The following is a 20074-nucleotide window of genomic DNA, read 5'->3' on the forward strand; positions in this document are numbered from 1 at the left end:
CGCTCAGCTGTGCTTGCCGCAGTGTCCGCAATGACCGGTGATGGACAGTTCCACGGCACTGCTGGAAAAGCCCTTGGGCAATGCAGGCCGCGTCACCGGTACATCGTCGAGGCAGAAGACCTTGCCGCAGTCTTCGCAACGGAAATGCGCGTGGCGGTCGTGCGCCGGCGCGTCCGTTGCCGCCTTGCTGAAGCGGAACACACGCTGTGCGTCCGTCACGCGATGCGCGATGCCGCTCTCCACCATCCAGTCGAGCACGCGGTAGAGCGTCACGCGGTCGAAGCCGCTGCCCTCCAGCGCCAGCTCGATGTCGTGGTGGGTCAGCGCGCGCTCGGCCGCATCGAGCAGGCGCATCACTGCCACGCGCGCTGGTGTGGCGCGTGCGCCCAAGGCGCGGATACGGTCGGCGGGGGTGAGGTCGTCTGCACTCATAGGGCCGGATTGGAGCACAATTGCGTTGCTTCTGCAATTCGGTTGCATCTGCAGCGCTTGCTTGCCCGGATGCGCCCGAGCGCGTACAAGCCTCGCCATGCTCGAAATTCTCCATCGCGACGACCAGCTCATCGCCATCCACAAACCCGCCGGCCTGCTGGTCCATCGCACGGCGCTGGACCGCCACGAGACGCGCTTTGCCGTGCAATTGCTGCGCGACCAGATCGGCCGGCACGTGTGGCCGGTGCATCGCCTCGACCGGGGCACGTCAGGCGTGCTGCTGTTCGCGCTGGACACGGACAGCCTGCGCGCGACGGCCGCGCAGTTCGAGCGCGGGACGGTGGAGAAGGAATATCGCGCCGTGGTGCGCGGCTGGCCGGCGGATTCAGGTCTGATCGATCACCCGCTGCCGCGCATCCTCGACGACAAGGACCGGGGTCATCCCGATGCGCTGAACGCGCCACAGGAAGCCCGCACCCGCTACCAGTGCCTGGCGCGCTGCGAGTTGCCGCTACCTGACGGCCGTTTCGCGACAAGCCGCTACGCCCTGCTCGCCCTGCAACCGCAGACGGGGCGCCGTCATCAGATCAGGCGCCACCTCAAGCACATCGCCCATCCCATCATCGGCGACGCGACTTACGGCAAGGGCCCGCATAACCGCGCGATCGCCGGGTTCAGCGGACATCAACGGCTGCTGCTGGCGTGTACGGGCTTGCGTTTGCGCCATCCCGTCAGTGGCGAGCTGCTGGACATCGGCTGCCCGCTCGCCGAGGATTTCAGCGCGACAGTGCTGGCGATGTCCTTGATGCCCCTGGCCTGATCGTCCGGAAACCGTCCGGCCGGGCATGCAGATGTCCTGCGCTTGCCGATCTTATCTGCTGACCGAGTCTTCCACCTTGCCCGCCACCTCACGGGTCTTGGCGGCAGCGCTGCCCAGCGCATCCCTGGTGATTTGTACGGTCTTGCGATAGACCCAGACCGCGCCGTCAGCCGTCTTGTGAGCGACCTGCTTGCTGGTCGTGACCGTGGCGCTGGCCGCTTCGGATACGACCTCTCCCGTCTTGTGGGCTGCATTTACGGTGGCGTCCTTCGCTTCCGTGACCGCACCGGATACATCCGCCTGCGCAATGCCGCTGGCCGCGAAGGCGATGGCCGCCGTGAGTGTGTACAACATCTTCGACATGGAGCACTCCTTCAATACCGTAGTTGTTCGACACACCCGGGCGCTTCGGGTTCAGCGCCGGCTCTCCCTGGCTGCAAAGCGCGACTTGTTGCTGTCGACTTCCGGCAATGGCGCAAACAGGTTGGCGAGGTCTTCCTCGCTGAATTTCACATCACCCTCGGCATCGCCACTGAGCACGGCGGTGGCCAGTGCGGCCTTCTTCTCCTGCAAGGCGACGATGCGTTCTTCAATGCTGCCGGCGACGATCAGTTTGTAAACATAGACCGATTTCGTCTGGCCGATACGGTGCGCCCGATCGGTGGCCTGGTCCTCGACTGCCGGGTTCCACCACGGGTCGAAGTGGATCACCGTGTCGGCCGTCGTCAGGTTGAGGCCGAGACCGCCGGCCTTGAGGCTGATCAGAAACAGCGGCACTTCACCATTCTGGAAACGCTGCACGACGGCCTCACGCCCCGTGGTCTGGCCGGTCAGGAGCACGTAGGGAATGCCGGCCTTTTCCACCGCCTCGACGATGAGCTCGAGCATGCTGGTGAATTGCGAGAACAGCAGGATGCGACGCCCTTCCTCGACCAGCTCGGGCAGCATGTTCATGAGCAGGTCGAGCTTGGCGCGCTCTTTCACGCGCTGCGCGCTGGCAATGCTCAAGAGGCGCGGATCGCAGCACACCTGGCGCAGCTTCAACAGCGCGTCGAGGATGACGATCTGGCTGCGGCGGAAGCCTTTCTCGGCGACTGCACTGCGCACTTTCTCGTCCATCGCGCTGCGCACGACTTCGTAAAGATCGCGCTGGCCACCTTCGAGTTCGGTGGTGCGCAGCACGATGTTCTTCGGCGGTAATTCGCTCGCCACTTCGTCCTTGCGCCGGCGCAGCAGGAAGGGTTTGACGCGGCGTGCCAGCAGCTCGCGGCGCAGGCTGTCGCCGCCCTTCTCGATGGGGGTGCGCCAGCGTCGCGTGAAGTCCTTGCTGTCACCGAGAAAGCCCGGCAGCAGAAAGTCGAACTGCGTCCACAACTCGCCGAGGTGGTTCTCCATCGGCGTACCGGTGATGCACAGGCGATGACGCGCCTCCAGCGTGCGGATCACTGCCGCCGCACGGCTGGCCGCATTCTTCACGGTCTGCGCTTCGTCGAGGATCAGCAGGTGGTACTGGTGCTGCTGTAGCGGCTCGGCATCACGCCACACCAGCGGGTAGGTGGTCAGCACGACGTCATGCTTCGGAATCGCAGCGAAGTCGCGCTGCGGCCCATGCAGGGTGAGCACCGACAGGTCTGGCGCAATGCGCGCCGCCTCGCGCCGCCAGTTGAACACCAGCGAGGTCGGCACGACGACCAGGCAAGGCCGGTCGAGCCGGCCGGCATTCTTTTCCACCAGCAGGTGCGCAAGCGTCTGCGCCGTCTTGCCGAGGCCCATATCGTCGGCAAGGATGCCGCCGAGATCATGCTGGCGCAGATGCTGCAGCCAGGACAGGCCTTCCACCTGGTAGGGGCGCAAGGTCAGGCCAAGCCCCTCGGGTGCCGCGATCTGCGTTACGCCGACACTGCCGCGCAGGCGCTGGGCTGCCGCCTCGACCGCTTTCAGGCCAGTGGTATTGGCAACGTTGCCGAGGCCTTCGAGGCGTGGTGCGTCCAGCTTGGAAATGCGCAGGCCGGCACCGCCAGACAGCTTGCCGTCAAACAGGTCGATGAACAGGCGCAGCACGGGCTTGAGGCGGCCCGCGGCGAAACGCACACGCTGGCCGTCGTCGAGCATGATGTCCATGCGCGCCGTGTCCTGCAGCGTATCGAGGCCCTTGCCATTGGCCAGATGCGGATGCTGGTGCAGGAAATTGGCGAGCAGCGGCGCCAGTGCAATGCGTTGCCCGTCGAGATCGAACCCGAGCGACAGGTCGAACCAGCCGGCCTCGCCCTCCTGTACGTCGGCGAGCAGCTCGTCGATCTCGACGACGTGGTGGTGAAAGCTCTCGTCGATCTGCAGCACCCAGCCGGCCGCATGCAATGCGGGTACGAGGCGCGGCATCCACTCGCTCCAGGAGAGCGCATCGGCGAGGCCATAAAGGCCTTCACCCGGTGGATTGCTCCAGCTGGCGAAGGTCTCGGCCGGCACGCGTTCGAGGCCCAGCGCCTGCAAGCCGGCAATGGCCGCAGCCTCGGCTGCCTTGTCGCGCACCAGCTGTACGGTCTCGCCGTCGATGATGTGGAAATCGCGTGTCTCGTCGGCACCCACGACGATGCCGGCGTAGTCGAACGAAGCTTGCGCGAAATCCATCGGGAACTGATACGCCTGCGGGTAGCCGCGCCAGCTTTGCGCGATGCTGACCGTGCCGGTAAGCAGGCGCAGGCGCAAGCCAGGTGCAACCTCGATGCGACGCAGGCGCGCTGCCGTATCCGTATCCGGACGCGGCACGTCGGGCGCGATTTCGCTGAGCTCGATGGCCACCAGCGCCGCATCCAGCGGACGCAGCGGCGGCGCGCTGAGCAGGCGCGAGGCCATGCGCGCGCCGATGCCGAGATCCAGCGGCGCGCATTCGCCGCTCGCCAGATCGACGTACCAGGGCGGCTCGCAAGGCAGCACGCTGGCCTGCGCCACGCCTTCGATCACGGCATTGGCGTGCATGCGGCCGTCATCCCCGGCCTGCCACAGCAGGCGTCCGTTGCGCGGCAGGCCGCGATGCAGCGGCAACCACTGGGCGTCGTCGAACAGGCAGCGCTCGGTCGCCAGCATGCGCGACAACAGGTCATCACTCGGGCGGCGTTGCAATTCGAAAGTGGCGTAGAACTCGTGCGAGCGGATCATCCACAGCAGGCGCAGGATGACCAGGTCTTCGTCGCTGACGAACTTGGGCGGCTTGGCCAGCGCACGCTCGATGCTGTCCCAGGGCTCAGCGAGATCGCTGAGGAAACCCGAGGCGTCAGTGCGTCCCTTGCGCAGCGAGACCGTCACGCGCTGCTGGGCAGCGTCATGATCGATCACGTAGAACAACTGCTCGCGAATCTTTACCGGCTTGCCCGGCTTGGCGGGCTTGCTGCCGTTGGCGTCGCTGAGGTCGCGCAGCATGCTCAGCCAGTCGAGCACCTGCGGGTCGGGCTGTACCGCCAGTTCGTTACGCGCCTCGATGGCCGCCAGCAATACCGCTGCACCATGCTTGCAGGTATAGCCGACCGGGCAGGAGCAGATCGCCTGCACATCGTCCTTGGCGCCAAAGGCGATACGCACTTTGTAAGGCGACAGGGCCGTCCCTTTGACCGAGGCGCGGATCAGGCTGTCGCTCAGCTGCAGACCATTCACGGCCCCGACGTAGCCCAGCCCCTTGGTGTACCCGGCCTTGCCAAACCAGCGCAGCACATCACTCTTGGTGAAGTTGCGGGCAGGTGTTGTTGTTACGGACATGTAGTCAATCGCATGAGGCAGAACCGGCCATTGTAACGAAGCCTTGGGTCTGTTCCCATATATCGGGCAGATCAGATGATCGGGAACAGGCCCCGGAGCACGGAGCCCATTACAATGCAGGTCGGACAGATTACGGACATGCAGACCCCTGCAGGGACATAGGCCATGAGCGAAAACACCAGCGCACCCCAAGGCGGCAAGACCCATTTCGGCTTCGAAACCGTCGCTGAACATGAAAAGGCCAAGCGCGTCGAAGGCGTCTTCTCCTCCGTCGCCAGCAAGTACGACGTGATGAACGATCTGATGTCGGCCGGCATGCACCGCCTGTGGAAGGCCTTCACCATCCAGATCGCCGCGGTGCGCCCGGGCGAACGCGTGCTCGACGTGGCCGGCGGCACGGCCGACCTGTCACTGGCTTTCGCCAAACAGGTGGGCGAGACCGGCCAGGTGTGGCTCACCGACATCAATCACGCGATGCTCAGCGTCGGCCGCGACCGCACGACGGACAAGGGCTACCTGCTGCCGACCGCACAGTGCGACGCCGAGAAGCTGCCCTTCCCCGACAACCATTTCGACCTCGTCACCGTGGCCTTCGGCCTGCGCAACATGACCCACAAGGATCAGGCGCTGGCCGAAATGCGCCGCGTGCTGCGCCCCGGTGGCCGCCTGCTGGTGCTGGAGTTCTCGAAAATCTGGCAGCCGCTGGCCAAGGCCTACGACGTCTACTCCTTCAAGGTCCTGCCCTGGCTCGGCCAGAAGGTCGCCGGCGATGCCGACAGCTACAAGTACCTGGCTGAATCGATCCGCATGCATCCGGACCAGGACACGCTGAAGCAGATGCTCACCGATGCCGGGCTGGAGCGCGCCGAGTACTTCAACCTTGCGGCAGGTGCCGTGGCGCTGCATCGCGGCTACAAGTTCTAGTCGCAGCATGAGAGCCCTGGCCGCACTGTCGATCGCGATCCTTGCATCGGCCTGCACATTTTCCCCGCCGTTCGAGCCTGCGCGGTTCCTGCAGATCCGCCCCAAGGCGGAGGGGCCGGCGCTGGTCCAGATTGCCTTGAAGAACGGCCCGGAGTGCACTGACACGCTCGACCGCCTTCGCTATCAATTCGACAATCCGAGCTTCCCCGATACGCTCGCGTCCTGCGGCCAGACTTCGGAAAGTCGCCGGCTGCCGTTCAAGTCGACGCTGCGGAACGGGCGGCTCGAAATCATCTTCGATATCGAGGCTGACAGCCTTGAACACTGTCTGGGTGCCGTTGCAATTGCGCTGCGCGGACAGGCCAGTGCGCCGGACACGGATGTCCTTCGCCCCTGCCAGAAAGTGGCAGATCGCTGATCCCCCTAACGAACCACCGGTAACTCATGTGACTGCACGCGCCTGGCATAGCCCCCTGTTCGCCACCTTCGTTGCCGGGCTGCTGTCATGCGCGGCCACGCTCGCCAACGCCGCCAGTTTCAGCGGCCCCGACTACAGCGGCGTGTATGACTGCAAGGGCGTCGACCAGCATGAAGGCCCCTACTCGGGCACCGTGACCCTGGTGCGCAATGTCGCGCAGAGCAGCGGTGAATACGGCGCTTACGACTTCAAGCTGGAAGTGCCGGGCTATGGCACCTACCCCGGGCAGGCGGTGTCGCTGGGCAAGCAGCTGGCGATCCATTTCGCCCTCACCGACCCGACCCCCAAGGACTACGGCACAGGCATCGCCACCGTGTTCAAGGACAAACAGGGACGCGTCGGTTTCCGCAAGTTCTACTACGAGCCCGAGTTCAAGGGCGGCAATAGCGGCACGGAGACCTGTGTCCGGCGCAAGTAAGGCCGGATGCCTGCGTGCCGCCCTGCTGGCGCTGGCTGTTGCAGTGCCGGGCGGCACCGCGTCCGCCGGCGACGTCTGCCCGCAGGAGAAATGGGAGTACGTTGCGCCCGCCTCTGCTGGCTGGTCGGGCGAAGGTCTTGCGCGCGTCGAGGACTATCTGAAGACCCTCGACACCAAGGGCCTGGTGATCGTGCAAGACGGGCGTGTCATTTACGAATACGGCCAGCCACACGCCTCGCGCGAGATCGCTTCGATGCGCAAGAGCGTGCTGAGCATCCTCGTCGGCATCCAGCACGACCGCGGCAAGATCAAGCTCGACAAGACGCTGGCGCAGATGGGCATCGTCGAGGACAAGACCGGCGCGCTCACCGCCGACGAGCAAGGCGCCACCACGGAGCAACTGCTGGAGGCGCGTGGCTGCATCTACCTGCCCTCGGTGGGCCTGCCGGAAAGCTGGGTGGCAGGCATGCCTGCGCGCAGCAGCTGCAAACCCGGCGAGCGCTGGTACTACAACAACTGGGATTTCAATGCGCTCGCCGAAGTGTTCCGCCAGCAGAGCGGCAGCGACCTGTTCGATGCGCTCAAGACCGATCTCGCCGAGCCGCTGCAATTCGAAGACTTCAGCAAGTGGATCGACACGCGCTACCGGAATGGCGTCGAGTCACGCTTCCCGCTCTATGAGATGCGCATCTCGAATGCCGATCTGGCGCGCATCGGCCTGCTCATGGCGCGCGGTGGCGACTGGTGCGGCAAGCGCATCGTGTCGCGTGAATGGGTAGAGCGCAGCACGCGGCCGATCTCGAAAACCACGGTGCGCAATCTCGACTACGGTTATCTGTGGTGGGTGGCCGAGCGCTCGCAGCAGGTCACTTTTTTCGGCAACAAACCGCCCGGCCGCAGCTTTGCCGCGCTCGGTGCGGGCGGCCAGTACGTGTTCGTCAATCCTGAATTGCAGCTGGTCGTCACGCACACCGTCGACCGCGAGAACAAGCGCGCCGCTCGCGAAGTGGGCTACACCAGTTTCGGCAAGTTGCTGGGTCTGATCCTCGAGGCCCGTGGCAATCCGGCCGGCACCTGAGACGGGATTCGCCATGCGAAGTGCAAGCCTTGTTGCCCTGCTGACTCTCGTTGTCGCCAACAGTGCGGTGGCGGCGGAAAATGACGCACCCGTCTGCAATTACAGCGGCAATCAGCAGGAGATGAATGCCTGCGCGCTGCGCAATTACCAGGCGGCCGACCGGGCTTTGAACGACACCTACAAGCGCGTCATGGCAGGCTTGTCCGACGCGAAGAAGCGCGAGCTGCGCAACCTGCAACGCGCCTGGCTCAAGCAACGCGATCCGCAGTGCAAGGCGCAGGTCCGCGAGTACGAAGGAGGTTCGATCTGGCCGCTGGAATTCCATGCCTGCCTACAAGCCGCGACCGAGCAGCGCACCCGCGTGCTCGAAACCTGGAGCAAACCATGAAGACCCGCGCCGCGCAGAGCTACTGGCTCATCACCCTTGTCGCTGCTTCGACGATGATGATCACCATGGGCGCGCGCCAGTCGCTCGGGCTGTTCGTCTCGCCGCTCAATACCTCGACCGGCCTCGGCATCGCCAGCATCAGCCTCGCCATGGCGGTCGCGCAGTTCGTATGGGGCGCGGTGCAGCCGATCGCCGGCGCCATTGCCGACCGCTACGGCCCGGGACGCGTGATTGCAGCAGGCGTGCTGATGCTGGCGCTGGGCAGCGCGCTGACGCCCTTGATGCACTCCACCTGGGGCCTGTGTTTTTCGATCGGCCTGCTGTCGGCCGCCGGTTCGGGCTCGGGCAGCTTCTCGGTGCTGATCGGCGCAGCCGCCAGCCGCCTGCCAGCGGAACGACGCGGCATGGCTTCCGGCGTCATCAATGCCGGCGGCTCCTTCGGCCAGTTCGTGTTTGCGCCAGTGCTGCAGAAACTGATCCAGAGCATTGGCTGGATGGGCGCGATGTGGTCGCTGGCCGTCGTCACGCTGGCCGCCTTGCCAATGGCGTTCACGCTGCGCCGGCCGCACCAGACAGCCGAGCAACACGCCGCCCGCAATGACGGACCGAGTCTGGGCAGCAGCGTGCGCGACGCCCTCAAGGACCGCAGCTACCTGCTGCTGCATGCCGGCTTCTTCACGTGCGGCTTCCACATCGCCTTCCTCGTGACGCACCTGCCCGGCGAGGTCGCGCTGTGCGGGCTGCCCGCGGGCGTGGCGAGCTGGTCGCTGGCCATCATCGGCCTCGCCAATATCGTGGGCAGTCTGGTCGCGGGCTGGGCCGTGCAGCGCTATCGCAGCAAGTACGTGCTGTTCTGGATGTATGGTTCGCGCGCCCTGCTGGTGCTGGCCTATCTCGCCGCACCGAAAACCGCGCTGACCTTTTACTTTTTTGCAGCAGGCCTGGGCGCGACCTGGCTGGCGACCGTGCCACCCACAGCAACCATGGTCGGCAAGCTGTTCGGTAGCCGTTATCTCGGCACCCTGTTCGGCTTGACCCTGTTGAGTCATCAGGTCGGCGGCTTCCTCGGCGCCTGGCTCGGCGGTCTGGCGATCAGCAATCTGGGCAGCTACGACCTGATGTGGTGGGCAGACATCGCGCTGGCATCGCTGGCAGCCCTGTGCAATCTGCCGATCCGCGAGGCGCCTGTATCGCGCCAGCCACTTCCTGCCTGACACGCAGGGCGTCCGCTCAGCACGCGATTTGCCGGAAGGTTTTGATCAATTGCTCAGCTTTTTCCTGATCGTCAGTTCTCTTTTACTTGAACCTTTCCGATATCCCCCGATCTAGAATCAGGTTCGTCGGGGTTTCGTCCCGCCATAGTGGAGAAAGAAATGCTCAAATCCGGATTTTTCAAGCGCGCCTTGTTGATGGCCTTCGTCGCCCTCAGCACCGTCGGCATGTCCGTCGACTACGCCGAAGCCGCACGTCTGGGTGGCGGTCGCTCAACCGGCATGCAACGCACGATGCCGCAGCGCCAGGCCACACCACCTGCTTATCAACGTCCTGCACCGGCTACGCCGCCTGCAGCCGCACCCGCCAGTGGCTGGCGCAAGTGGGCAGGCCCTCTGGCCGGCCTGGCTGCCGGTATCGGTCTGGCCGCACTGATGTCGCACTTCGGCATGGGCGGTGACATGGCAGGCATCCTGTTGCTGGTCATCGGCGGCGTGCTCGCATTTGTGCTGATTCGTCGTTTCATGGGCGGCAACCGGGCACAGCAACCGGCAATGGCTTCCGGACCTGCCAACTGGCAACAACAGCAACCGGCGCAGTACGAAGCACAGCAGGCCTACGGTGGCGGCGCAGCGCCCGCAGCAGCGGCCACTATCCCGGCTGACTTCGATGTCGATGGCTTCACGCGTCAGGCCAAGGTGAACTTCATCCGCCTGCAGGCAGCCAACGATGCCGGCAATCTTCAGGACATCCGCGAGTTCACCTCGCCCGAGATGTTTGCCGAGATCAAGCTGGACATCGATGATCGCCGCGGCGCCGCACAGAAGACCGACGTGGTAAGCCTCGACGCACAGGTGCTGGAAGTCGTGGAAGAGTCGGGTCGCTACATCACCAGCGTGCGCTTCAACGGCATGTTGCGTGAAGCTGCGAACAGCGCACCGGCGCCTTTCGACGAAGTCTGGCACTTGTCCAAGCCGGTCGACGGCAACAGTGGCTGGGTACTCTCGGGCATCCAGCAGGTTGCCTGAGCCGATGCTGCAAGCGTTCCTGCTCGGCCCACTCAATCGCCTGCTGAAGGGCGAGGCGTGGGCCAGTGACATGCTCAAGCCGCACGCCGGCAAGAGCGCCGAGCTGAGCCTCGGTGGCGTCACCCTCCGTATGCGGGTAACGGACGCCGGGCAGGTAGATGCGCTGGCGGGTGATGCGGTGCCGGATGTGCGTATCGCCTTGCCGGCATCGGCCTTGGTCAGCCTGCAGGACGGGCCCGATCAGCTGAGCAAGCTTGCCACCATCAGTGGCGATGCGGGCTTTGCTGAGACGATCTCGGTGCTGCTCAAGCACCTGCGGCCAGATGTCGGCGCGGCGCTCAGCCCCCTCATGGGTGACGTACTCGCAGCGCGTGTCGAAAGTGGCTTGGCGCGCGCCAATGCGGGTGCCAGGCAGCTGGCCCGTAACCTTGGCGCCAATGTCGTCGAGTATGTGCGGGATGAGCAGGGCTTGGTAGTACAGCAGGACGAGCTGGCTGCGTGGCGCGGTGAAATGGCAGCAGCGCAGGAAAATCTTGCACGCCTCGAGGCACGGGTTGCGCGCCTCGGCTCATGAAGAATCGAGAAGTGAGCACATAGCAAAAAGGGCCTCGCGGCCCTTTTTTATTGGTGCTGCAAAACCGCTTCAAACCGTAAAGCGCCGCGTCGACTGCAGCAGCGCATCCATGGAGGAGCCTGCCGCTGCCGAGCTGCTGGCCACTTGCGTGGCACGATCGGCGTTGCGGTCGGCCACTTCCTTCATGGCGTGCACAAGCTGCGCGATCTGATTGCCGGATTTCTGCTGGTGCTGGACCGCCGTACAGATCTCCTGCATGGCTGCGGCAATGCCGGCGGCGGCCTGCGGAATGGCCGCGACGGAATCGCCCGCCTGCTGCGCACGCGCAACGCCGCCAGACACGCCTTCGACGCTCTGGTCGATCGACGTCACGGCGGTGCGGATCGTGTCCTGCACGCGGGCAATCGTGGCGGAAATCTCGTCGGTCGCCTTGGAGGTGTTCTCGGCAAGCTTGCGCACTTCGTCAGCCACCACGGCGAAACCACGCCCCTGCTCACCGGCACGCGCGGCTTCGATGGCGGCATTCAACGCCAGCAGGTTGGTCTGGTCGGCGATGCCCTTGATGGTAGCAATGACGTTGGCGATGGCCAGAGCCTCTGTCTCCAGCGAGCCCACTGCACGGGCAGTGTCCTGCACGGTCTCGGCGATGCGCGTCATGTCGCCAGCCGCCTCGCGCACCACGCTGGCACTGTGCTCGGAATCGCGACCAGTCGCTGTCGATGAGGACAGCGCCTGTTCAGCATCGGCGCCGACCTGGCGGATAGTGGCAGCGAGATCCTCTACGCTGCTGACCACCGCGCTGACCTGCTGGCGCTGGCCAGCCACATCACGCTGCACGTCTTCGCTGAGCCGGCGTACGTTGCCGACCGAGTCATTTACCTGGTCAGCCGCCCGCCGGACATCGCTGACGATGCGTTGCTGCGATTCGACGAGGCGGTCGAAGGCACGCATGGCGACGCCGATCTCGTTTTCTGCTCTTGAGTTGAGGCGCTGTGTAAGGTTGCCGGAGGCCACGATGCCATCGGCCACACTCACGAGGCGGCGCAATGGCGGGCCAATATGGTTATTCACCGCCCAGGCCCCCGCCAGCATCAGCAGACAGGCCACGGCAATCATGCCCAGCGCAGCCACCGTCGTCTGCGAGCTGCGGTGTGCGGCAAGCGTTTCCTGCTCCTGGGCAAGGGTCTCGATGGACTCGGTCACCTTGGCGAGCGAATCTTCGAGAGTGTCGAAATCCTTGGTGAAGGCCTGCAGCTTGGCATCGCCCGCGGTCGCGTCGGACGGCGGCGTTTCGATGATGGATCTGGCCGACTGCAGGTAGCGATCCAGCACAGGCTCGACTTCCTTGCGCAAGGCCGTGTCCGGAATCACGCCCGCGACTTCGGCAAACAGTTTGCGCATCTTGGCTTCGTGCTGGCCGAACTCGGTGGCAGCCTCCTTGAGCAGATCGTCCTTGTGGGTTGCAGTACCCAGCAGCGCCTCGAGAACGTCGGCACGCACCGCGTCATGCATCATGTCGACTTCCATCTGGACGCGTACGTGCTTCTGCGTGCTGACGATCTCGGTAACCGCGCCCGTCATGGCGCGCCCCCCCATCAGGGCGACGCCGCCATTGACGACGACGCAGGCGGAGCCGAGCACGGCCAGCGCCGTGAGCAGGGTACGCAGGGACACGTTTTCGAGTTGCATGACTGGGCCCATCCGGACGGAATCCAATCTGCGGTCTTACGGCACAATGCCAACAGCCTTGAGGGGCGGGTCCCCCTATGTGTGACTACAAGACGTCGGTGTATAGCGGAAACTGCCATTCGGCGCCTCGCAATGCGGACTGAAAGGTGGTGAGCGAGGGGGATGGAGGCCAGCAATAAAAACGGCACCCGCAGGTGCCGTTTTCATTGCTACTTGCCCGCCCATACTGCGCGGGAGACTTTCAGTACTTGCCGCGCATCCGGTTGATCGCGGCGAGCTGGGCAATCGACTCACCCAGTTCAGCCTGTGCCTGGGCCAGATCCAGATCACCCGTGCGATTGGCGAGAGCTTCCTCGGCACGACGCTTGGCTTCCATGGCCTTGGCTTCGTCCAGATCCTTGCCGCGAATCGCGGTGTCTGCCAGTACCGTCACCAAGCCCGGCTGCACTTCAAGCAAACCACCCGCAACGAAGAAGATGTCTTCCTGTTCCTGGTTGGGACGCTTGATACGCACCATGCCCGGCTTGATACGGGTCAGCAGCGGCGTGTGGCCGGGCAGGATGCCCAGTTCGCCCGCCTCGCCCGGCAGCGACACGATTTCGGCCAGACCGGAGAACACTTGTTCTTCCGCGCTGACGACATCCACGTGTACGGTCATTGCCATAATCATTACCTTTCAGAGTCGGAGAGCCGTCATTGACCGCTCTCCGCACACCATTGCTGCAGATTACTGCAGCGTCTTGGCCTTCTCGATCGCTTCGTCGATGCCGCCGACCATGTAGAACGCCTGCTCGGGCAGGTGATCGTATTCGCCAGCCACGATGCCCTTGAAGCCACGGATGGTTTCCTTGAGCGTGACGTACTTGCCTGGCGAGCCGGTGAACACTTCAGCAACGTGGAAAGGCTGCGACAGGAAGCGTTGGATCTTGCGAGCACGGTAGACGAGCAGCTTGTCTTCCGGAGCCAGTTCGTCCATGCCCAGAATCGCGATGATGTCGCGCAGTTCCTTGTAGCGTTGCAGGGTTTGCTGCACGCCACGGGCTGCGTTGTAGTGCTCTTCACCCACAACCAGCGGGTCGAGCTGACGCGAGGTGGAGTCGAGCGGGTCAACCGCGGGGTAGATACCCAGAGCGGCGATGTCACGCGACAACACGACGGTCGAGTCCAAGTGCTGGAAGGTGGTCGCAGGCGACGGGTCGGTCAAGTCATCCGCTGGCACATACACGGCCTGGATGGAGGTGATCGAACCGACCTTGGTGGAGGTGATGCGCTCTTGCAGCTTGCCCATTTCGTCGGCCAGCGTTGGCTGGTAACCCACGGCGGAAGGCATACGGCCCAACAGTGCGGACACTTCGGTACCGGCCAGCGTGTAGCGGTAGATGTTGTCCACGAAGAACAGGATGTCGCGGCCTTCGTCGCGGAACTTCTCGGCCATGGTCAGGCCGGTCAGTGCCACGCGCAGACGGTTGCCTGGTGGTTCATTCATCTGACCGAACACCATCGCGACCTTGGAGTCCTTCAGGTTGTCCATCTTGATAACGCCGGCTTCTGCCATCTCGTGATAGAAGTCGTTACCTTCACGCGTACGCTCACCCACGCCGGCAAACACCGAGAGACCCGAGTGTTGCTTGGCGATGTTGTTGATGAGCTCCAGCATGTTCACGGTCTTGCCCACACCGGCACCACCGAACAGACCGACCTTGCCGCCCTTTGCGAACGGGCAGACCAGATCGATAACCTTGATGCCGGTTTCGAGCAGGTCAACCGATGGCGACAGTTCGTCGAACTTCGGTGCTGGCTGGTGGATTTCGCGCTTCTCGTCCGCTTCGATCGGACCAACTTCGTCGATCGGGCGACCGAGCACGTCCATGATGCGGCCCAGCGTGCCGTGACCGACCGGCACCGAGATGCCGGCGCCCGTGCCATTGACCTTCATGCCGCGGCGGATGCCGTCGGATGAGCCCATGGCAATGGTACGCACGACGCCATCGCCGAGCTGTTGCTGGACTTCGAAGGTAAGACCCTTCTCGACCAGCGGATTTTCTTCCGACGCATCCAGCACCAGTGCGTCATAAACCTTTGGCATCGCATCGCGCGGGAACTGGATGTCCACCACGGCGCCGATACACTGAACAACGGATCCTTGACTCATTGTCATATCCTCAATAACTAAATTCAAACCGCTGCGGCGCCGCTGACGATTTCCGAAATTTCTTTCGTGATCGCTGCCTGACGGGTCTTGTTATAGACCAGCTGCAAATCCTTGATGACCGTACCGGCGTTGTCCGTGGCGGCCTTCATGGCCACCATACGGGCGCTCTGCTCGGACGCCATGTTCTCGGCGAGAGCCTGGTAGACCAGAGCCTCGACATAGCGCAGCAGCAAATCGTCGATGACGGCTTGCGGATCCGGCTCGTAGAGGTAGTCCCAGCTGCCTTCGGGCGCGCCGACGCGATCACCGGTAAGTGGTACCAGTTGTTCAACCTTGGCTTCCTGCTTCATCGTGTTGATGAACCCGGTGTAGCCGAGGTAGATCTTGTCGAGCTCGCCAGCGAGATACGCGTCGATGAGCACCTTGACGGGACCGACCAGCTTTTCCAGATGCGGCGTATCGCCCAGGCCAACCACCTGCGAGACCACATTGACACCCGCGCGCTGCATGAAACCCAGGCCCTTGCTGCCCAATGCGGCAACACGGACATCGGTCACGCCAGCGGCCTGCCATTCACGAATCTTCGTGGAAGCCAGACGCAGCACATTGGTGTTCAGACCGCCGCACAAGCCCTTGTCCGTCGTCACGAGAATCAGACCGACACGTGTGACCGTGTCGCGCTCGCTCAGGAATGAATGCTTGTAGTCGGCGATCGAAGCCTGCGAGAGATTAGCCGCGAGGCGACGGATCTTTTCAGCGTACGGGCGTGCTGCTCGCATGCGATCCTGCGCCTTGCGCATCTTCGAAGCCGCAACCATTTCCATGGCCTTGGTGATCTTCTTGGTGTTCTGCACACTCTTGATCTTGGTACGGATTTCTTTTCCGCTTGCCATGTTCAGAGTCTCCGCTTAAGCCCAGGTCTTCTTGAACTCTTCAACGGCGGCAGTGAGTTGCTTTTCACCATCAGCGTCGAGATCCTTGGAGGACTCGATCTTCTCGACCAGGGACGCGTACTTGGCCTTGACGAACTGTTGCAGCGCCGACTCGAAAGCCAGTGCGCGCTTGACTTCCACGTCGTCGAAGAAACCCTTGTTCACCGAGAACAACGTGATGGCCATGTCAGCCACCGACAGCGGTGCGTATTGCGGTTGCTTCATCAGTTCGGTCACGAGACGGCCGCGCTCGAGCTGCTTGCGGGTCGCTTCGTCGAGGTCGGAAGCGAACTGCGCGAACGCAGCCAGCTCACGGTACTGGGCGAGTGCCAGACGCACACCGCCGCCGAGCTTCTTGATGACCTTGGTCTGCGCAGCACCACCCACACGCGACACCGAGATACCGGCATTGATAGCGGGGCGGATACCGGCATTGAACAGGTCGCTCTCAAGGAAGATCTGGCCGTCGGTAATCGAGATCACGTTCGTTGGAACGAAAGCGGACACGTCACCGGCTTGTGTTTCGATCACAGGCAATGCGGTCAGCGAACCGGTCTTGCCCTTGACTTCACCGTTGGTGAACTTCTCGACATACTCTTCATTGACGCGAGCGGAACGCTCGAGCAGACGCGAGTGCAGGTAGAACACGTCACCCGGATACGCTTCGCGGCCTGGTGGGCGGCGCAGCAGCAGGGAGATTTGACGGTAAGCCCAGGCTTGCTTGGTCAGATCGTCGTAAACGATCAGTGCGTCCTGGCCGCGATCGCGGAAGTACTCACCCATCGTGCAACCTGCGTACGGTGCAATGAACTGCATCGCAGCGGAATCAGAAGCGGAAGCCGCGACAACGATGGTGTAAGCCATCGCGCCCTTTTCTTCCAGCTTGCGCACCACGTTGGCGATGGTCGAGGCTTTTTGCCCCACCGCCACGTAGATGCAGAACATGTTCTGACCCTTCTGGTTGATGATCGCGTCCACAGCGACGGCGGTCTTGCCCGTCTGACGGTCACCAATGATCAGCTCACGCTGACCACGGCCCACCGGCACCATCGAGTCGATCGACTTCAGGCCGGTCTGCACCGGCTGCGAAACGGAGCGACGGGCGATAACGCCCGGAGCAACTTTTTCGATCTTGTCGGTGAGCTTGGCGTTGATCGGACCCTTGCCATCGATAGGCTGACCCAGCGCGTTCACCACGCGACCGAGCATTTCAGGACCGACAGGCACTTCCAGGATGCGGCCGGTCGTCTTGACCGTGTCGCCTTCGGAAATCTCTTCGTATTCACCCAGCACCACGGCGCCAACGGAGTCGCGTTCGAGGTTCAGCGCGAGGCCGAAGGTGTTGTTCTTGAATTCAAGCATTTCGCCCTGCATGACGTCGGTCAGCCCGTGGATACGGACGATACCGTCGGTCACCGACACCACCGTACCCTCGTTGCGGGCGGTAGCTGCCAGTTGCAGGTTCTGAATGCGACTCTTGATGAGATCGCTGATTTCAGAGGGATTGAGTTGCATATTGGATGCTCCTAATTCTGTAGGGCAGCGGCCATGGTGGCGAGCTTGCCACGTACCGAAGCGTCGATGACGGCGTCACCCACGGCGATGCGAACACCACCGATGAGTTCCGGGTCGAGCGCTACGGATACATTGAGGCGGGTACCGAAACGGGTTTCAAGATCACCGGCCAGGCGAGCCTGGGCGTCGGCATCGAGCGGGAAAGCAGAGGTCACCTGCGCATCACGCACACCTTCGTGCACGTTCTTTTGCAGTTTGAACAACGTATTGATTTCCGGCAGGAGCGCGGCGCGTTCGTTTTCAACCAGCAGCGACACGAAATTGTGTTGCTCCGGCGAAAGCGAAACGCCCGAGGACTCCGCAAACAACTGCGCCAGCTGGGCTGGCGTCAGGCGCGGATTACTCAGGCAGGCACGTGCGGCGGGATCAGCTGCGACCGCGGCAAGACGCTGCAGCGCATCGGCCCACGGGCCAAGCGTTCCAGCGTCTCGCGCAAGGGCGAACACCGCCTCGGCGTAAGGACGCGCAAGGGTGACGTTCTCGGCCATGGCTTAATTGAGTTCCTGTTTCAGGTTTGCCAGCAGATCGGCATGGACCTGGCTGTTGATCTCACGACGCAGGATGCGCTCGGCACCAGCGACCGCCAATTGGGCGACCTGGTCACGCAGCACTTCCTTGGCGCGTTGTGAGGCAACTGCAGCCTCGCTCTCGGCAGCTTCACGTGCTGCAGAGATGATGCGTTGAGCTTCGGCACGTGCTTCCTCGATAAGCTGGGCACCCTGCTTTTCAGCAGAGGTACGCAGCTCGGCGCCGGATTCACGGGCCTTGCGCAGTTCTTCAACAACCTTTTTCTCGGCAAGCGCGAGATCGGTCTTGGCCTTGTCCGCCGCAGCAAGCCCGTCAGCTATTTTCTTTGCTCGTTCGTCGAGTGCCTTGGTCAGCGGCGGCCACACGAATTTCATCGTGAACAGCACGAAACCAAAGAACACCACCATCTGGGCAAGAAGCGTTGCGTTCAGATTCACGGCAGGGCCCTTTCTTGATGAGTATTAGTGATCAAGAAGGACTTACTTCAAGAACGTCGAGGTTGCGAACCACAGCGCAATACCGGTACCGATAATGAACGCAGCGTCGATCAGACCGGCCAGCAGGAACATCTTCACTTGCAGGGCGTTCATCAGCTCTGGCTGACGTGCCGAGGCTTCGAGGTACTTGCCGCCCATCAGTGCGATACCGATACAAGCGCCGATAGCACCCAGACCGATGATCAGACCGCAAGCCAGTGCAACCAGACCGTAAACTTGTTCCATGACAACTCCTAAGTAGTGAAAGTGAAAGTAAAAGAAAACCGGGGTGAAGCATTGACCCATGCCGGCCGCAAGCGGCCGGCATGAATCGAATCAGTGGGCGTCGTGTGCCTGACCAACGTACACAAGCGTCAGCATCATGAAGATGAAGGCCTGCAGAGCCACGACGAGAATGTGGAACAGCGCCCAGGCCATGCCGGCGATGAAGTGGCCCAGGAAAAGCATGATGCTGGAGGCGTTATAGCCTGTCCATGCAGCACCCATCAGCGCGATCAGCATGAAGATCAGCTCGCCGGCGAACATGTTGCCGAACAACCGCATGCCGTGCGAAATCGTCTTGGCGCCGAATTCGATGAGTTGCATGGCGAAGTTGACGACGCCGAGAATGATGGCCAGCACAGGGTTTTTGCTGGTGCCGAAAGGCGCGCTGACCAGCTCGTGCGCCCAGCCGCCCAGACCCTTGATCTTGACGTTGTAGTAGAGACAGATCAGCAGCACGGTGATCGACATGCCCAGCGTGGCATTGATGTCGGCGGTCGACACGGAGCGCATGTAAGCGTGGTGCGGGTCATGGCCCATGCCACCGTAGATGCCGGCCCAGACGCGGGGGATCAGATCTACCGGCAAGAAGTCCATGGCGTTCATGAGGAACACCCAGACGAACACTGTCAGTGCCAGCGGCGCAACGAACTTGCGCGACTCGACGCTATGGATCAGGCCCTTGGCCTGGTCTGCCACCATTTCAACGAGCAGCTCGACCGCGCCCTGGAAACGGCCCGGCACGCCGGAAGTTGCCTTGGCCGCAGCGCGCCACAGGAAGAACGAGCCGAGCACGGCGAGGAACAGCGCCCAGCCTATCGTGTCGTAATTGATGAGGCTGAAATCTACCAGCTTCGACTGCGTCGAACCCGTGCCATTGAAATAGGTGAGGTGGTGAGCGATGTACTCGCCCGCGGTCAGGCCTTGTTCGGCCGCGCCTTGTTCTGCAGACATTTGGGATTTACCAATAAAGCAACGAAATTCGCTTGCAGCGTGCAGATCAGGCCCAGCACCACTGCGCCCCAATGCGCTCCAGGAAACAAGAGCCGCACCAGAACAAGTATTCCTATCGCGGATACGATCTTGATGGCCTCGCCGATCAAGAAAGCACTGACATGTGAGTTGGCACCCGGGCGACGCTCAACGCGCGTCAGCCGCCAGGCGAACCACAGGGATGGCACTACGATTGCAATCCCGCCCAATATTGCTGAAGCCGCGCCAACGGGACCAAAAAAGGCCCATCCGATCAACGCTCCAATGAGCGCCGCGCCGAACTGCAGCAAAACCACTTTTAGCATTGTTATGGGGCGAACACACAGGTCCGCCAAAAACCCGGTG

At 62.9% G+C, this 20074-nt stretch carries 22 protein-coding genes; 9 read left to right on the forward strand and 13 right to left on the reverse strand.

The genetic code is table 11. The features are described from left to right. Positions 1-3: 3 nt before the first annotated feature. Complete coding sequence (locus tag VVD49_RS04605; RefSeq protein WP_327597955.1) at positions 4-432, reverse strand: Fur family transcriptional regulator; 429 nt, start codon at positions 430-432, stop codon at positions 4-6. Between the two features lie 97 nt (positions 433-529). Between VVD49_RS04605 and VVD49_RS04610 the strand changes: the two genes are divergently transcribed. After that, the gene (locus VVD49_RS04610) at positions 530-1252 is read left to right on the forward strand and encodes a pseudouridine synthase (protein ID WP_327597956.1); all 723 of its coding nucleotides are present in this window, start codon (positions 530-532) and stop codon (positions 1250-1252) included. A 51-nt stretch (positions 1253-1303) separates the two neighbouring features. Here VVD49_RS04610 and VVD49_RS04615 read toward each other — a convergent pair whose 3' ends face one another. Further along, positions 1304-1615 (reverse strand): hypothetical protein, encoded by a 312-nt coding sequence (locus VVD49_RS04615; protein ID WP_327597957.1) that lies wholly within the window; start codon positions 1613-1615, stop codon positions 1304-1306. Positions 1616-1666: 51 nt separating this feature from the next. Continuing rightward, positions 1667-5002, reverse strand: a complete 3336-nt coding sequence (locus VVD49_RS04620) for a DEAD/DEAH box helicase (protein ID WP_327597958.1) — start codon at positions 5000-5002, stop codon at positions 1667-1669. A gap of 165 nt (positions 5003-5167) precedes the next feature. Between VVD49_RS04620 and ubiE the strand changes: the two genes are divergently transcribed. From ubiE to VVD49_RS04660, 8 genes are all read left to right on the forward strand, one after another. Beyond that, entirely contained in the window at positions 5168-5926 is a 759-nt protein-coding gene (ubiE, locus tag VVD49_RS04625; protein ID WP_327597959.1) for a bifunctional demethylmenaquinone methyltransferase/2-methoxy-6-polyprenyl-1,4-benzoquinol methylase UbiE, read from the forward strand. Between the two features lie 7 nt (positions 5927-5933). Then, the gene (locus tag VVD49_RS04630; RefSeq protein ID WP_327597960.1) at positions 5934-6344 is read left to right on the forward strand and encodes a hypothetical protein; all 411 of its coding nucleotides are present in this window, start codon (positions 5934-5936) and stop codon (positions 6342-6344) included. Between the two features lie 28 nt (positions 6345-6372). Then, complete coding sequence (locus VVD49_RS04635) at positions 6373-6822, forward strand: hypothetical protein (RefSeq protein WP_327597961.1); 450 nt, start codon at positions 6373-6375, stop codon at positions 6820-6822. Next, the gene (locus VVD49_RS04640) at positions 6806-7900 is read left to right on the forward strand and encodes a serine hydrolase domain-containing protein (RefSeq protein WP_327597962.1); all 1095 of its coding nucleotides are present in this window, start codon (positions 6806-6808) and stop codon (positions 7898-7900) included. Before VVD49_RS04635 ends, VVD49_RS04640 begins: the two co-directional genes overlap by 17 nt. A 13-nt stretch (positions 7901-7913) precedes the next feature. Further along, positions 7914-8288, forward strand: coding sequence for a lysozyme inhibitor LprI family protein (locus VVD49_RS04645; protein ID WP_327597963.1), 375 nt, complete (start codon positions 7914-7916; stop codon positions 8286-8288). Then, positions 8285-9502 carry an MFS transporter gene (locus VVD49_RS04650; protein WP_327597964.1) on the forward strand — a complete coding sequence of 406 codons (1218 nt, stop codon included), beginning with the start codon at positions 8285-8287 and terminating at the stop codon, positions 9500-9502. The genes VVD49_RS04645 and VVD49_RS04650 overlap by 4 nt, the downstream gene beginning before the upstream one ends. 159 nt (positions 9503-9661) lie before the next feature. Then, positions 9662-10528, forward strand: a complete 867-nt coding sequence (locus VVD49_RS04655; protein ID WP_327597965.1) for a Tim44 domain-containing protein — start codon at positions 9662-9664, stop codon at positions 10526-10528. Between the two features lie 4 nt (positions 10529-10532). After that, complete coding sequence (locus VVD49_RS04660) at positions 10533-11102, forward strand: ubiquinone biosynthesis accessory factor UbiJ (protein WP_327597966.1); 570 nt, start codon at positions 10533-10535, stop codon at positions 11100-11102. A 69-nt stretch (positions 11103-11171) separates the two neighbouring features. Here the strand turns inward: VVD49_RS04660 and VVD49_RS04665 are convergent, their stop codons facing one another. The 10 genes from VVD49_RS04665 to VVD49_RS04710 form a co-directional block, all read right to left on the reverse strand. Then, positions 11172-12791, reverse strand: coding sequence for a methyl-accepting chemotaxis protein (locus VVD49_RS04665; RefSeq protein WP_327597967.1), 1620 nt, complete (start codon positions 12789-12791; stop codon positions 11172-11174). A gap of 241 nt (positions 12792-13032) precedes the next feature. Then, a complete protein-coding gene (locus VVD49_RS04670) occupies positions 13033-13455 on the reverse strand; it encodes a F0F1 ATP synthase subunit epsilon (protein WP_327597968.1) in 423 nt (140 codons plus the stop codon). 63 nt (positions 13456-13518) lie between these two features. Further along, positions 13519-14943 (reverse strand): F0F1 ATP synthase subunit beta, encoded by a 1425-nt coding sequence (gene atpD, locus VVD49_RS04675; RefSeq protein WP_327597969.1) that lies wholly within the window; start codon positions 14941-14943, stop codon positions 13519-13521. Between the two features lie 23 nt (positions 14944-14966). After that, positions 14967-15836 (reverse strand): F0F1 ATP synthase subunit gamma, encoded by an 870-nt coding sequence (atpG, locus tag VVD49_RS04680; RefSeq protein ID WP_327597970.1) that lies wholly within the window; start codon positions 15834-15836, stop codon positions 14967-14969. Between the two features lie 15 nt (positions 15837-15851). Next, positions 15852-17390 (reverse strand): F0F1 ATP synthase subunit alpha, encoded by a 1539-nt coding sequence (gene atpA / locus VVD49_RS04685; protein WP_327597971.1) that lies wholly within the window; start codon positions 17388-17390, stop codon positions 15852-15854. An 11-nt stretch (positions 17391-17401) separates the two neighbouring features. Then, the gene (locus VVD49_RS04690) at positions 17402-17938 is read right to left on the reverse strand and encodes a F0F1 ATP synthase subunit delta (RefSeq protein ID WP_327597972.1); all 537 of its coding nucleotides are present in this window, start codon (positions 17936-17938) and stop codon (positions 17402-17404) included. A gap of 3 nt (positions 17939-17941) precedes the next feature. After that, positions 17942-18415 carry a F0F1 ATP synthase subunit B gene (locus VVD49_RS04695; protein WP_327597973.1) on the reverse strand — a complete coding sequence of 158 codons (474 nt, stop codon included), beginning with the start codon at positions 18413-18415 and terminating at the stop codon, positions 17942-17944. Positions 18416-18457: 42 nt separating this feature from the next. Continuing rightward, positions 18458-18700: a F0F1 ATP synthase subunit C gene (gene atpE, locus VVD49_RS04700; RefSeq protein WP_101940759.1), complete on the reverse strand. Its 243-nt coding sequence runs from the start codon at positions 18698-18700 to the stop codon at positions 18458-18460. 90 nt (positions 18701-18790) lie between these two features. Continuing rightward, positions 18791-19690, reverse strand: coding sequence for a F0F1 ATP synthase subunit A (atpB, locus tag VVD49_RS04705; protein ID WP_327597974.1), 900 nt, complete (start codon positions 19688-19690; stop codon positions 18791-18793). Further along, the gene (locus tag VVD49_RS04710; protein WP_327597975.1) at positions 19654-20034 is read right to left on the reverse strand and encodes an ATP synthase subunit I; all 381 of its coding nucleotides are present in this window, start codon (positions 20032-20034) and stop codon (positions 19654-19656) included. The genes atpB and VVD49_RS04710 overlap by 37 nt, the downstream gene beginning before the upstream one ends. Positions 20035-20074 lie beyond the last annotated feature (40 nt).

Source organism: Uliginosibacterium silvisoli (genome assembly GCF_036017035.1).
GTDB classification, from domain to species: domain Bacteria; phylum Pseudomonadota; class Gammaproteobacteria; order Burkholderiales; family Rhodocyclaceae; genus Viridibacterium; species Viridibacterium silvisoli.

Excerpts from the sequence above, each read along its gene's own strand:
- VVD49_RS04605 (WP_327597955.1), bottom strand. The coding sequence starts at position 432 with ATGAGTGCAGACGACCTCACCCCCGCCGACCGTATCCGCGCCTTGGGC.
- VVD49_RS04610 (WP_327597956.1), top strand. The coding sequence starts at position 530 with ATGCTCGAAATTCTCCATCGCGACGACCAGCTCATCGCCATCCACAAA.
- VVD49_RS04615 (WP_327597957.1), bottom strand. The coding sequence starts at position 1,615 with ATGTCGAAGATGTTGTACACACTCACGGCGGCCATCGCCTTCGCGGCC.
- VVD49_RS04620 (WP_327597958.1), bottom strand. The coding sequence starts at position 5,002 with ATGTCCGTAACAACAACACCTGCCCGCAACTTCACCAAGAGTGATGTG.
- ubiE (WP_327597959.1), top strand. The coding sequence starts at position 5,168 with ATGAGCGAAAACACCAGCGCACCCCAAGGCGGCAAGACCCATTTCGGC.
- VVD49_RS04630 (WP_327597960.1), top strand. The coding sequence starts at position 5,934 with ATGAGAGCCCTGGCCGCACTGTCGATCGCGATCCTTGCATCGGCCTGC.
- VVD49_RS04645 (WP_327597963.1), top strand. The coding sequence starts at position 7,914 with ATGCGAAGTGCAAGCCTTGTTGCCCTGCTGACTCTCGTTGTCGCCAAC.
- VVD49_RS04650 (WP_327597964.1), top strand. The coding sequence starts at position 8,285 with ATGAAGACCCGCGCCGCGCAGAGCTACTGGCTCATCACCCTTGTCGCT.
- VVD49_RS04655 (WP_327597965.1), top strand. The coding sequence starts at position 9,662 with ATGCTCAAATCCGGATTTTTCAAGCGCGCCTTGTTGATGGCCTTCGTC.
- VVD49_RS04660 (WP_327597966.1), top strand. The coding sequence starts at position 10,533 with ATGCTGCAAGCGTTCCTGCTCGGCCCACTCAATCGCCTGCTGAAGGGC.
- VVD49_RS04665 (WP_327597967.1), bottom strand. The coding sequence starts at position 12,791 with ATGCAACTCGAAAACGTGTCCCTGCGTACCCTGCTCACGGCGCTGGCC.
- VVD49_RS04670 (WP_327597968.1), bottom strand. The coding sequence starts at position 13,455 with ATGGCAATGACCGTACACGTGGATGTCGTCAGCGCGGAAGAACAAGTG.
- atpD (WP_327597969.1), bottom strand. The coding sequence starts at position 14,943 with ATGAGTCAAGGATCCGTTGTTCAGTGTATCGGCGCCGTGGTGGACATC.
- atpG (WP_327597970.1), bottom strand. The coding sequence starts at position 15,836 with ATGGCAAGCGGAAAAGAAATCCGTACCAAGATCAAGAGTGTGCAGAAC.
- atpA (WP_327597971.1), bottom strand. The coding sequence starts at position 17,390 with ATGCAACTCAATCCCTCTGAAATCAGCGATCTCATCAAGAGTCGCATT.
- VVD49_RS04690 (WP_327597972.1), bottom strand. The coding sequence starts at position 17,938 with ATGGCCGAGAACGTCACCCTTGCGCGTCCTTACGCCGAGGCGGTGTTC.
- atpE (WP_101940759.1), bottom strand. The coding sequence starts at position 18,700 with ATGGAACAAGTTTACGGTCTGGTTGCACTGGCTTGCGGTCTGATCATC.
- atpB (WP_327597974.1), bottom strand. The coding sequence starts at position 19,690 with ATGTCTGCAGAACAAGGCGCGGCCGAACAAGGCCTGACCGCGGGCGAG.
- VVD49_RS04710 (WP_327597975.1), bottom strand. The coding sequence starts at position 20,034 with ATGCTAAAAGTGGTTTTGCTGCAGTTCGGCGCGGCGCTCATTGGAGCG.